The sequence below is a fragment of the Sporosarcina sp. FSL W7-1283 genome, from assembly GCF_038003105.1.
In the GTDB taxonomy this organism is placed as follows: Bacteria; Bacillota; Bacilli; order Bacillales_A; family Planococcaceae; genus Sporosarcina; species Sporosarcina newyorkensis.
In genome coordinates, this window is sequence record NZ_JBBOOL010000001.1 from 3,862,898 (window position 1) to 3,876,999 (window position 14,102).

Here is a 14,102-nt window from a genome sequence, read left to right on the forward strand (position 1 = left end):
AAAAAAACTTCCAGCCGATAGACAAGGGCTAGAAGCTTTTTTTATTAAATTAGAGATAGTTAATCTGGAAACAGTCATTCCAATAACTCACTTGAACAAGTTAATGGTTGTGATAATGATCGGCGCGCTAAATACAACATCAATAAGGAATGCACCGACAATTGGCACGACCAGGAATGCCGTGCGAGAAGGACCATACTTGCTCACGGTTGCGGACATGTTCGCCATTGCGTTCGGTGTTGCACCCAGCCCGTGGCCTAAGAATCCGGAGATCATAACAGCCGCATCGTAGTCCTTGCCAAGCATTCGGAACATCACAAAGACGGCATATAGGACGATGACGATAACCTGGATGAGTATAATGCCGATGAGCGGTAGTGCGAGATCTGCAACTTCCCACAGCTTGATGCTCATCAGTGCCATCGAGAGGAAGATTGCAAGCGAAACGTCCCCGATTAAGTTGATTTCCTTCATGTTCACCGTACCCTTTACAAAGCGGTCAGTAAGATTCCGAACAATAACCGCTACGAACATCGCCCCGATATAGGACGGCAGTACGAAGCCGGTCACATTTGTAAACAAATCCCCAAGATACGTTCCCACTGCCATGGAGAACGTGAGAAGGGCAACTTGCACCATGAACGACCACTCTTGAATCGGCCTCTCATCATTTTCTACATATTCTTCTATTTTACCCGCTGATGGCTTTAAGTCATGTTTTTTAATCAGGTACCGCGCAACCGGACCGCCGGTAAGGCTACCACAAATTAGGCCAAGTGTGGCGGCAGCCATTCCAATCGTCAAGGCTGAGGAAACGCCCAAGTTCTCAATCGTCTGTCCGTAGGCCGCAGCACCGCCATGTCCTCCGTTCATCGAAACTGCTCCGGCCATGACACCCAATAGTGGATCAATTCCAAACAATTGAGCAAACGAAACACCGATGACGTTCTGCAAGAACACCGTGACGCCGCACAAGAGCAAATAGATGACTAAGAGCTTTCCGCCCAGTTTGATGAGCTTGAAGCTTGCTCCAAGGCCGACCGTCGTAAAGAAGGCGATCATGAACAACGACTGTAGCGATGTATCCAATGTAATCTCGACAATCCCCGTAGTTTTCAACACGAGCGCTAAAGTGGCGAATATCAAACCGCCGATGACAGGCGCCGGGATCAGGAACCGGTTAAGGAATCCGACCCGGCTGACAAGTGCCATTCCAAGCAAATAGAGAGCTACTGCAAGGAACAGTGTTGTAATCTGGTTGAGTTCAATCATATATCTTCACCTTTCTAAAAAGCCTTTACCGCTTCATTGATAAGTTCCCTCAGCCGAACCGTTCAACCGATTTATCAAGAGCTGGGTTAACCAAGCCTATGTTAAAGTTTGTCTTTTTTTACTTACGTGCCGAATGAATGTAGCCGGCTAATCACGGCATGATTCCGTTTCCCTCTCTCCTTGGTAAACGCTTTCATACCTAGAAAATAGAGTTATGTCGATATTTTACGGTAAACCTATTGAATCCTACAAAATCCAACATTTTTCGATATGTATTTCTAAAAAAATGATATTTTTTAATCTTTTGTTCAATTAGCCATCGCTATACTTTTCTTTTGCTTCAGCATTGTACAACTTGACTTGATAATTTACATAATATAAAAGACAAAACCACCTAAGTCATTGTCATGTCAACGTTTCAGGTGGTCCTCTCTATGAATTGCCTTATTTATGATAAGCTTCGCCATAACATATTAACCTGTAATTTGTTTATAGTAACCAAAGCTTTTTAACATGACCGTAATTCTACACATACAAAAGGCTTCTCATAAGCTCTGACTGCTTATGAGAAGCCTAAATCTTTTCTATAATTTTTGTGTAACCTTTATCTAAATTGAAGAAAGGCCTCTATCGGCCTTTACTTCGTGGGCTTAAATTGATCATCTAGGTATCGGGCCATAAATGCCGCGAAATGTTGACGTGATATATTAATATTAGGCTTAAATTTACCGTTGGAATAACCCGTTGTAATATTATTTGCTACCAACGCAGAAATATAGTTGTGAGCCCAATTCCCCTTGGGAACATCCTTAAAATCGGTTGGGTGAGTGCCTTTTAAATCATAAGCTAACACTAAGATTGCAGCCGCTTGCGAGCGGCTTAATTTTCCGGTAGGGTCGAAATACTTTTCACCTTGGGAATTAACTTTTCCGTTGACGATACCCAATTCAACAGCCTTAGCAATCTCCTCGTATCCATAATCACCAGGTGAAACATCAACAAATCTTGGGTTAGTAACATCTGAATAGTCGACAATTCCCTTTTCTTTCAAAATCAATCGTATAGCATGTAAACGTGTAATTGGCTCATTTGGTTTAAATGTTCCATCTGGATAACCATTAATTATTCCTTTGTCTGTCAAATACATAATTTCATCGACATATGAACTTACATCTTTAAATGCTGGCTTTTCATCTGCATTCATTTCGAAATTAGGCGTTGTTTTAGGCAGCGTTCTAGCATTGGTTGCTTGTTCAAAAGAATAAGCTATATCTAATAGAGACTGTTCACTAAATGCCAACCCCATGAAAGAGATCCCAACAGGCAGTTCTTCACCAGTAGCACCGGCAGGAACAGTAATCTCAGGGAATCCTGTAGCAGACGCTACATAACTTGCGGCATACGTGTCATAGGCATCACATAAATATGTCGGGTCTTCCTTATCGAATCTTGGTGATGCAGGACATGACATTGTTGGAAAAACAATGGCATCCAAATTTTCTTTTTCCATTATTGATTGTACTTCATCACGTACTTTAGATATCTCTTTTGTTACTAAATCATTGTACTCTGGTGTGTCTTTAAACGCCGCTTGTTTTAAATTCGTTTTTAGACCTTCCAAACCTGCTGGATTTACTGGCGTTGCTGAATTCAAAACCTCTGGTGATTCACTAATTTTAATTATTTCTTCTAGTGTTTTCGGCTGACTTTCAGGGAACTGTTTTAGATACTCTTCCAACTGAGACTTAAAATTAGCTTCATTAATTGGCCCAATAATTGGTGTCCAAAGATATTGTGTCGTCTCTGAGAAAGATACCGGAATAAGTTCCGTCCCTATTTCCTCCATTTTCTTCAAGGATTTATTAGTAATTGTATCCACCTCAGCGTTGTCTCCAAAAAAGTCAACAGCTACTCCAATTCTTGCATTTTGTAAAGCAGTATTGTCTAAGGACTTACTATAGTCTTCAACTATATGTCCCTTTGCAGATAAGGTTTGGTCATCTTTATCATCGACTCCAGCCATAAAACTCAATGCAATCGCTACATCTTCTACAGATCTAGCCATTGGACCAGCAGTATCGAAATTTAACGAGGACGGAACGATTCCGCCACGGCTTATTAAACCTAATGTCGGTCTGATAGCGACAAGTCCCGTAACATGAGATGGTCCTCTGACCGATCCAGACGTATCAGTACCTAATCCAAATACACCAAAGTTTGCTGTGATTGCCGCGGCAGTTCCGCTGCTAGAACCAGAAGCATCACGTTTAAGATTGTAAGGATTCAAGGTTAAACCGCCCAAAGAGCTATATCCTAATCTACCATAAGATGCTGCAAACTCTGACATATTTGTTTTTCCAATGATAATGGCTCCTGCATCCTTAAGTTTCCTAATAGCAAAAGCATCTTTTACGGGATAAGCATCCTTTAGTGCAACAGAGCCAGCCGTTGTCGGCATGCCTTTGACGTCAAAGTTATCTTTTACAACGATTGGAATACCATGAAGTACACTTCTTTTGCCTTTACTTTGTCTCTCTGCATCTAATTGCTTTGCAATCTCTATAGCTTCTTCATTAATATTAGTGAACGAATTAATCGCAGGACCTTGCTTGTCATATGCTTCTATACGTTCTAGATAATACTTAACCAACTGCTCAGATTTAATTTGGTTGTTATCTAAAGCATCGGAAATTTCGCTAATACTTTTTTCAAATGGATTAAATTCAGTTTCTTCCGCAGAGACACTTGCCAATGGAAGCACGGCTACTACTACCATAAGAGCTATCAAGGTTCTAACTCGATTTAATATGTTAAACATAATGTTTCCTCCCTATTCTAAAACAAATTAACTATAAAATTTTCACCCTGAAAGTTATATAACAATATTCAGAGGTCATTTTATACAACATTTCTGTATATCATAAACAAAGTTAAATATAATGGATCAAAATGTTAGGATATCTAACACATTCTTTTGGTTATTGTTTAGATAGAAATTATACTTTTACAGTTTAAATTCCTGGATGGCTACTTCCAATTCATTTGACATCCTAGCTAACTCATGAGAAACCGATGAAACCTCCTCCATTGAGGCACTCATTTCTTCGGAGGATGCTGCGACGTTTTGAGAATAATTATTTACTTCAATACTCGTTTTTGAAACGTCCTCTATGTGAACTACCACTTCAGCTATATGATTCTTCATGTTTTCCATTGCTATGTTAACCTCGGATATTTTTGTTGTACCAGCGAGAATGGAGTCCTTAATTTCTCCAAACGCTTTCCCGCTTTCATTCACGAGTTTCATTCCTTCTTTTGCCGAGCTTACCCCTAGATTTACTAGACCCATCGAATCTTCAATGCCATCTTCAATATCTTGAATAATTTCATTGATTTGCAATGCTGAATTACTGGATTGCTCTGCGAGTTTTCGAACTTCATCTGCCACTACTGCAAATCCTTTTCCATGTTCGCCAGCTCTTGCAGCTTCAATTGCAGCATTCAAAGCTAATAAATTCGTTTGCTCTGAAATTGATTGAATGATAAAGCTGATTTGTCTAATTTCATTTGATTTTTCATTTAACATGCTAATTTTCTCAGCGGAAGAACTCACGTTTTTATCAATTTCAACCATTTGATTTACAGTTTGCTCAACGACATCACTGCCCTGTATAGCAGTTTCTGTCGAATAATGTATGGAATTACTTACATTGTCCATGCTCACTGTCACGTCATCAACATGCTTATACACTTCATTGATAATACCTACCGCATTTTTCATAGCAGCATCCTGTTCATCTGTTCCAGTAGCAACAAATTGAATTGATTCGGATATTTCATTGGAAGCTGTTTGATTTTCGATTGAAGAGGCTGCCAGCTCCTCAGATGTCGCAGATAATTGTTGGGATTCATGTGCAATTTTTTTTATTGTTTCTTTTAAACTGTTAGACATGGTATTGAAATTTTCGCCCATATCCCCGATTTCATCTTTCACCTTCACCGTGACTTGTTGAGTCAAATCACCATTTGACATCGCTAAAGACAAATCACTAATACTTTTAATTCTCTTCGTTATCCGTAAACTCATAACAATAGATGCGATTACAGCAAGAATCGCAAAAATACCGCCTATAAGAAAAAGCATTGAGCGAATAAAAGTAGCGGTACTTAAAATTTCATCCTTCTTTATAACAGCAATATACTTCCAGCCATCAATTTCTGAAGTGATTGTGTTTAATACATAGTCTTCTCCATCTAGTTCAGCTTCAAATGAGCCATCTTTGCTTAGATCTTTTAAAGAAGGTATGTTTAGTTTAGACACTGGTTGGAAGTTCAATTCAGGATCTTTTGGATGTGCAAGAATTGTTCCATCTTCTTGCGCGAGAATTACATAACCATTATCGCCTATACTAATTTCCTTGATAATATCTGTTAAGCCTTCCAAACTTACATCTAAACCTAACACACCTGTTTGTTTTCCATTTTTTTCAATCGACACTACATTACTTACTATAATTCCTTCTATACCAGTTGCCTCATAGGCACTTGTTAATTTTACTTCTCCTGGTTCTCCAATAGCCGTGCTATACCAAGGACGGTCTCTAGGATCAAAACCTGCTGACACGGGGCCCTCAGGATATTGAACATAACCTCCATCCGATGTGCCCAAATAAACATAAGAGGCTTTAGGATGATTAATACTAAATTGAGAAAACACATCAAAAATGGCTTTCTCTTTATCCCCATTTTCTGAAGGGGTCATATCAATAGAGGCATCTCCCGCTATATCTTTATATGAAGTAATACTTGAATCGGCATTTAAAACGGAATCGGCATTAGCTAAAAAATTGACATTTTCCCTAATCGTTTCAAAGTATAGAGAAATGCCATTGTCCACCTGTTTAATTTCTTTCTCGCTGAAACTGATATAATCATCCTCGGTTTTTTCGCTAACTGTTTTATTAACTAAAACTCCAATAAAAATAATTGGTACTAGTGATAGTAATAATGAAAAAACCAATAACTTCGCTTTGAACGAAATTCTTTTCTTATTCATTTTTACACTTCTTTCTGTTTATGATAGTGAATCAAAGCGTAAGTTACCAACAACTGCAAAGCTTCTAAATTGATAACTTAAAGAATCTCTTAATCCTTTCTAACTATATCTTGACTCCAAACTCATGCCAGGTAATTTTAAACACTAAAAAAGCTATTCTATATAATATGGAATAGCCAAAGGAATATATTAATCCATAAACTTGGTAACCAGGCGATCATTGTTTAGATTGCAGGACTTTTAAATAATCCCTAAACTTTAGACCCTAAGCTTTGCGTCCTGCCCTTTCAGATCAGTTTGCCTTTAACTTCTATAGTTTTAGTTTAAAATTATGCTCCCTTATAATCTCACGTAACTCCATTAAATTCAAGACTTTTTGACCGCAAACAACTTTTATTATGTGATAAAAGAATCATGTGAATAATTCAAAACTGATGAAAAGGGATGTTTTTTTCACTGTGTATATAGTTTTATAAATATGAAGTCAAAAATATGATTTCAAATTAGTAATTAATTAATTTTGAGACTTTATCCGGTATTATGCTGATACTATCACTCACCCGCCTACTATTAGTTACAATATTAACTAATCTCGATTGCTCTGAAACGCCTAAAAGGCCTATCTCCAGCTTCGAAATAGACCTTGAAAACTATTAAAGCTTCGCATTTTCTACTTCAATGGAAGCACTTTTCTTATGGTTCTCTTTGAATTCATTTATGTCTAGTGTCTGTCACTGACCGAGTCTCGTCTTATTTTATCGATAACCGCCTTTACTTATGATACGGTTCTCCCTTAATAATCCGAAACCCCCGATAAACCTGCTCGACCAGCACAAGTTTCATTAACTGATGTGGAAACGTCATTTTTGAAAAAGATAACTTCTCATTCGCCCGCTGCAACACGCTCATATGCAATCCAAGCGAACCGCCAATTACAAACACGATCTTACTTTTCCCATATGTCATTAGCGATTCTATACTCGCAGCAAATTCTTCCGAAGTTTTCATCTTTCCATCAATCGCCAAAGCAATTACATAAGCATCCGGAGCAATCTTCGCCAAGATCCGATCTGCCTCTTTCTTTTTAACAATTTCCATATCCGCTTCACTCAAAGTTTCGGGTGCTTTTTCATCCGCCACTTCAATTAATTGCATTTTGGCATAGCTTTTCAGCCGCTTTGTATACTCTTCAATTCCTTGCTTCAAATACTTCTCCTTTAACTTACCCACGGTCACAATTGTTATATTCACAACTTATCCACTCGCTCTCCAAAAGTTATACACAATACTTATACACATATCCACAGCACGTTCTACATATTGTGCCCGACTATTTGTTCCCTACTACATGTAAAATTCACTAACTATTCTTATCTTGTTCTGTGGATAACCTTTTATAGTTTTATTCTCATAATGAAAACTTTCATGTCTACCAGTAAAATAGAAAATTTCAAAAACCATGAATGCCAAGGCTTTATACCTTACACTAACCAGCTTTTCTACTAGTATATACTTATTTTCTTTTACACAATACTATACACATTATTTAGATTTTATCCACAATTGGATAACTCCATAAAAAATCAGGCACCGTAGCACGTTTCTGCTCGATGCCTGATGTGGATTGTAATTTGTTCAGGTTGTGGATAGTCTTAGAATGTGTTGCCATCCTTCAAGACCATCTCTAACTCCACTGGTTTTCCATCACGATACACTTTCAATTTCAGTTGATCGCCAATTTCTTTTTTATTGTATAAATATTTACGAAGCGCGACCATATCCGTCACTTTCTCCTCATCCAATTGAACAATTGTATCATACTTTTTAACGCCTGCCGCAAGCGCTGGGGAATTCGGCATGATTTCTGTTACGACCACGCCTTCCGTCACATCCTCGGGTAAATTCAAGGTCTGTTGCTGCTGTTGACTTGGAATTTGCTGAAGATCGAGTAAGGAAACACCCATTGTCGGTCGATTCACTTGCCCTGTCTCCTCAAGATGTTCAATGATCGGTAATGCAATATTAATCGGAATTGCTAATCCGATTCCTTCTACTGTCTCCTGTGAAATTTTCATGGAGTTAATGCCGATCAGCTGACCTGCCATATTAATCAGTGCACCACCTGAGTTCCCTGGATTGATTGCAGCATCTGTCTGCAATACATCTGCTTGCCAATCGATGATTCCATCTTTATTCAGATCCATTGGAATCGAACGATCTTTCCCTGAAATGACACCGACTGTGACAGACCCTGCGAATCCTAGTCCAAGTGGGTTACCTATGGCGATGACCGACTCGCCGCGTTTTAGCGCATCGGAATCACCGAATTCCACTACCGTATCTACATGTTTCGAATCAATTTCAACTACGGCTAGATCCGTCCATAAGTCGCTGCCGATCAGCTTTCCTTCTACTTTAGTTCCGTCGTCAAAGCTGACTTCCAATTGCTCTGAATTTTCCACGACGTGATGATTGGTGACGATATATGCTTTGTCTCCATCTTTTTTGTACAAAACGCCTGAGCCTGACCCAGCTTCCTGGACAGAAGTCCTTGCCGACCAGAAATCTTGAACTGTCTGGATGTTGGTAATACCAACAACAGCCGAAGCTACGTCATCTACTACGTCCGTAATCTCTGTTGAAATATCCATAGGAACTTGGCTGTGTTGTGTCTCTGTTAAATTAGAAGGTTTATTTACTTGTACTTCATTTGTTGTTGAATCAGATGCAAACATTACGACCAACCAAACGATCAGTCCACCTATTATTCCACCTAGCAGGCCCATCCAAAAACCACTTTTACGTTTTTTCTCTTGTTTCGTTTCGGCAGGCGGGATTGGCTGCCATGATGTTTCTTCTCTTTCTTGTTCTCTTTCTCCATCCATCCCTCTTCTTTCATCATCCATTCGCATATCCTCCTTATCCAAATGTTCTCATTACATATCATACATGTACTTTACCCCAATCTATCATTGAAAATGCAAAAAAGCCTTACTAATTAAAGCAAGGCTTTTCGCATTTTTTCAGACAAGTACAAGCTCTGTAGATTCTGCTGCGTCAGTATCGCGTAAATGGACATATTCGCCTGCACGAATACCGCAACTCTCCAATGTCTGTGCCACGCTCATGCGCGCCAAGTCTTTCATATTATTATCTAAACTAAGGTGTGCTAAATAAATATGCGTCTCTTTTTGAGCTACGACTTCACTCATCGCGACAGCTGCATCTTCATTCGACACGTGGCCGACATCACTCAGGATTCGACGTTTAATAGACCATGGATAACGCCCCATTTGCAGCATGCTTACATCATGATTGCTTTCAAAGACGAAACTGTCAGCTCCTGCGATATGACCCTTCATACGATCGCTGACATATCCTGTATCGGTGATAACAGCTAGCTTTCGATCCCCTTCATTGAATGTGTAAAACATGGGATCTGCTGCATCGTGAGACACGGCAAATGATTGAATATCCAACGACCCGAATGTTTTCACTGTCTCCATGTCGAAATGAAAACGTTGATCCAATGGAATCTCTCCAACAAGACCGTCCATCGCTGACCATGTCTTTGCGTTAGCATAAATGGGGGTTTTGTATTTCCTCGCGAGAACACCAATTCCTTTAATATGATCGCTATGTTCATGTGTGACAAAAATAGCATCTATTTCTTTCATGGAGCGATTGATCGAGCCGAGCAAGCCTTCGATTTTCTTACCGCTCATCCCGGCATCCACGAGAAAAGCATGCTCGTCCGTCTCTATATAAAGCGAGTTGCCTGTACTGCCACTCGCTAAAATGCTAAAACGCATGTGGAAAACTCCTATTCTGTCTGTTCTTCTAGTAGATCGGATTGGAACTCAATCACTTTTCCTTCAATTGCATTAATGAAGTAGTTTTCGATAGTTCCATCCTTCAATTTTACCTGAATGTTCCACGTCGGTGCAAATACTTGGGTTTCCGTCAATTGGACTAGAATAGAATATCCTGACTTGACCTGTACGACAGTAGAATCGGGTTTCAAATAGCCACGCGTTACAAGTGAGCCTACTGCAGCGTCCTGTGACAACAATTCCTTTTTGTGATTGAAGCTGACAAAATCCTCTAGCATACGCTGTTCATAATGCGTAATGTTCCCTTCGTCATCCCAATGAACAACCAACATTGCATTGGGACTGTAGAAGATGGTTTCACTTTTCACTCGCTGAAAGAATACAGCACGTTGCTCTTCTTCATCGACATCCCACAATGCGTAGCTATCACCTTTGAGAATATACTTCGCTAGAAAATCATCGAACTCATAATTGCCATCCCCATCTCTCGCCTTTACTGTCTTTTTCAGATGAGAAAGCAAACGTGTTTTATCAATCAGTACAAATGACTGATTATTTAATTGCTTCAGATCTTCTTCAGTAAATGTAGCCATATGGGCTGATAAATAAGAGACTTCCTTTTTAGTGAACGGGATCGGACTGTAGGTGATATTTTCTAACTGCAACGTTTCTTCCAAAGAAGTTTTTCCAATGACCTGCATATCCCCGACATCCATTTGGCGATTCACGTATAAAGAATACAAGAAAATATTCAAAATTGAAAAGACGATGATAAAGATCGTTTTGGTTCTATTCCAATCCAACCCGGTCACCTCCTTCAGAAGAGCCGTCTGGTATAAAGCGGAACCAGTTGTCTTTGATCAGATAATACCAGCAAGGCTGCAAAATGAGCAATCTGCTATTTTCATCATGAATCAAGTAATAACCCGTGGAGATTTCATCAATCAAATCAAAGTCCAATTCGTCAGACTCTTTGAGTGCTTCTACCACATCCAAACCTGACGGAAGTTCTTCATCTACTGTCTCGAAATTGACAAGTTTGTAATACGGCCGAATGTATTTGTAGATTTGAGACTCTCCCCAGTATTCTATTATCTCATTTGTGCCGGACTGATCACTATAGACTGGCAAACCGTCCACATATAACTGAAATTTAACATAGCGGGAAATGGGATTCATATATGCATAGCGGAAGTCGTCCGTCCAACCACCATGTTCATTGATGAAATCAATTGTGTTTACAAGCAGCTCTGAAGGAATTGCAATTTCCTGACTTTCCGCGACCGGCATGACATAGGTCAGTGTTTTATTCTTCGTATTGACGTCCATTCGCGCACGATGGTCATCAACATACTCTTCTATGTTGGTATCGGTTTGATTGCGTCGGACAGCACTCGGATCACTGAATAATGCATTTCGAAATTGAATTGGATTAACCTCTTCTTGATAATACGTATACCGTTTAATAGTGACTGGATCTTTTGAAACTGCCAAGAATGGTGCGTTGCCTCGATCAATTTCAGCATACTCGGCAAACGACTGACCGACATCAACAATATTGCGTAGAAAGCTTGATCTATTCGGCAAACTGACTTGTGCTTGATAATGTATGCCACTTGTTTCACTTAAAAAATGAACAGTCGGCAGTTGAGTGGATTGACTCCAGTCGATGACCAGTCGATTGAATGTATCCTCCGGAATACTAGTATCGTCGATCAATAGTACATTATCATAGACAAGAATTGGGACTTCGCCTTGGAAGTAAAGTATCATCTGACTTGGCTGCCGCAACACTTGTGAAATATCCAATTTCGTCATGTCTTGATTCACTCTCTGCAAGTTTGTCAAATTCCAAGTACCCATCTCTGAAAGGATCGTATTAATCTTGCCAGAATCAACAGAACCAAGCACTTGATCTTTCAAATTAGTAATCACTTTATACGGTTTGATAATTTCATCAATCGTCTTCTTTTCGGCAATGGAAATATCAACCGTCTGTAATTGTTCCATCGGTTCATAATTTGGAGTGAACGTCCAAATTGTGAAGGTGAACATTACACTCAGAAGGACAAGCAACAGTAATATGATGGATTTGATTGTTTCAATATACTTCAATCCCACTCACCGTCCTCTTGTTGTTCAAATGGCAATGTAAAGAAGATCGTTGTCCCTTTTCCTTCCTCACTTTGAGCCCAAATGCTTCCTTTATGTGCAACAATCATTTCTTTTGCAATTGCGAGACCTAGACCTGTCCCACCAAGGGCACGAGAGCGTGCTCTGTCCGCTCGATAGAAACGGTCGAAAATGCGATTCACATTCGACTTGGGGATTCCCATCCCATCGTCTGAGATCATAACTTTAATATGATCACCGGAAACTGTAACGCCAAAACGGACTTCCCCGCCGTCTGGTGAATATTTCAACGCATTGGAAATAATATTGTCGAGTACTTGAGTTAGTTTGTCGGTGTCAATTTCGACAAATAAACTGCTTGAATATAGGTTGCGTGTGAAGTGTACATTTTGTGACTTGGAGAACTCAAAACGTTCGATGACTGCATTGAAGAATCGGTTGAATTCTACCCATTCTTTATTCAGCTCATATTCCTTACTGTCCATTCGAGATAGCTTCAGTAGGTCGTTAACGAGACGGATCATCCGCTCTGTTTCATTTTGTGTTACGTGAAGGAAATTCGGTGCGATTTCTTCACTTCTCCATGCCCCTTCAGCCAATGCATCCAAATAACTGCGCATCGTAGTCAACGGTGTACGTAATTCATGGGAGACGTTTGAAACGAATTCACGGCGTTCCATGTCGATCTTTTCTTGCTCCGTATTGTCATGCAATACGACAATTAAACCGTTGACGAAACCTGTTTCGCGTTGCGTCACAGAAATCGTTGCACGTAAAATATAAGATTGCTCTTCCGTACTGAAATCTAGAGGAATCGACTCTTTTACTTGAATCAGCTCTTCAAATGTATACTCTGATTCAATGCCCAGAATGCTAGCAATTGGACGGTTAATCACCAAATCCGTCGTTAGGTTAAGCATCTGTAGTGCAGAATCATTAATCAAACTGACACGACCTTTTCGATCGGTCGCAATAACTCCGTCCGTCATATTTTCCAGAACAGAGGCTAGTTTTCGTCTCTCACTCTCGGTGGTTGATTGCGACTCTTGCAGTTGATTGGTCAAATGATTAAACGCAATTGCCAGCTGGCCCATTTCGTCGGTTCCGTACACTTTAACCTTTCGCATGAAGTTTCCGCTCGCCATTGCCTGTGCCTGTCGCCGCATGTCCGAGATGGGACGAGTAAAAGTCCGCGCAATAAAAATCCCGACAATAATCGTGATGGTAAGCGAAAATGCGGCCCCTCCGGCTAGTATTCGATTAATTTGTTCGATTTGCTGAAAGACGGTCTCGATATTGGCTTCGACGTAGAGCGAACCGATAATTTCATTCCCATTGAATATAGGTTGTGCTAACGCAAGGACTCGTTTATGCGATTGAGGATCGAGTGTGATGACATCTTTAATACTTTCAGATGTGATGGACTTCCGTACACTGTCATTATTTGAATGTTGTCCGACTCTCATTTGATTTTCAAATGAAGAAGTAGCTAAAATACGATATTTTGGGTTAATGACTTGTATTTCTTTAATATCATCTGAAGTAAACTCAGTGAGAACATTTTTTAAGCCTTGTTCGAGCGTGGGATCGCCATCTTCCCGTTCTTTCGTAATTTCTTCCCTCACACTGAACTCTACCAAATTCATCCGGTCTACAATCGAATTTGTAAAGTTTTCTTTTAGTGTTTTTTCCAGCGTAGTAGCAAAATAAAGCCCGATTATCTGCATCGCCACGAGAATGAGTAATACATAGATCAAGACGAACTTGACATGGATCGACCGGAAAAAGCCAACTTTCTGCATAGTGAC

At 39.8% G+C, this 14,102-nt stretch carries 9 protein-coding genes and 1 riboswitch; all 9 genes read right to left on the reverse strand.

From position 1 onward, the window contains the following. Window positions 1-87: 87 nt before the first annotated feature. Window positions 88-1,272, reverse strand: a complete 1,185-nt coding sequence (gene gltS, locus MKY93_RS20175) for a sodium/glutamate symporter (RefSeq protein WP_009499309.1) — start codon at window positions 1,270-1,272, stop codon at window positions 88-90. Between the two features lie 637 nt (window positions 1,273-1,909). Then, window positions 1,910-4,090, reverse strand: coding sequence for an amidase family protein (locus MKY93_RS20180; protein WP_340760859.1), 2,181 nt, complete (start codon window positions 4,088-4,090; stop codon window positions 1,910-1,912). A 186-nt stretch (window positions 4,091-4,276) separates the two neighbouring features. Further along, complete coding sequence (locus tag MKY93_RS20185; protein ID WP_340760863.1) at window positions 4,277-6,328, reverse strand: methyl-accepting chemotaxis protein; 2,052 nt, start codon at window positions 6,326-6,328, stop codon at window positions 4,277-4,279. Window positions 6,329-6,529: 201 nt separating this feature from the next. Further along, a riboswitch (cyclic di-GMP riboswitch) is annotated at window positions 6,530-6,640 on the reverse strand. A gap of 459 nt (window positions 6,641-7,099) precedes the next feature. Next, window positions 7,100-7,579 (reverse strand): 23S rRNA (pseudouridine(1915)-N(3))-methyltransferase RlmH, encoded by a 480-nt coding sequence (rlmH, locus tag MKY93_RS20190; RefSeq protein WP_078818751.1) that lies wholly within the window; start codon window positions 7,577-7,579, stop codon window positions 7,100-7,102. 401 nt (window positions 7,580-7,980) lie between these two features. Next, a complete protein-coding gene (locus MKY93_RS20195; RefSeq protein WP_340760867.1) occupies window positions 7,981-9,234 on the reverse strand; it encodes a S1C family serine protease in 1,254 nt (417 codons plus the stop codon). Between the two features lie 117 nt (window positions 9,235-9,351). After that, on the reverse strand, window positions 9,352-10,140 hold the full coding sequence (locus tag MKY93_RS20200; protein WP_078818753.1) for an MBL fold metallo-hydrolase: 789 nt from the start codon (window positions 10,138-10,140) through the stop codon (window positions 9,352-9,354). An 11-nt stretch (window positions 10,141-10,151) separates the two neighbouring features. Further along, window positions 10,152-10,964 carry a two-component system regulatory protein YycI gene (locus MKY93_RS20205; protein ID WP_221837422.1) on the reverse strand — a complete coding sequence of 271 codons (813 nt, stop codon included), beginning with the start codon at window positions 10,962-10,964 and terminating at the stop codon, window positions 10,152-10,154. Further along, on the reverse strand, window positions 10,951-12,282 hold the full coding sequence (locus MKY93_RS20210; RefSeq protein WP_078818755.1) for a YycH family regulatory protein: 1,332 nt from the start codon (window positions 12,280-12,282) through the stop codon (window positions 10,951-10,953). Before MKY93_RS20210 ends, MKY93_RS20205 begins: the two co-directional genes overlap by 14 nt. Continuing rightward, the gene (gene walK, locus MKY93_RS20215) at window positions 12,273-14,096 is read right to left on the reverse strand and encodes a cell wall metabolism sensor histidine kinase WalK (RefSeq protein ID WP_340760872.1); all 1,824 of its coding nucleotides are present in this window, start codon (window positions 14,094-14,096) and stop codon (window positions 12,273-12,275) included. Before walK ends, MKY93_RS20210 begins: the two co-directional genes overlap by 10 nt. Window positions 14,097-14,102: the final 6 nt, after the last annotated feature.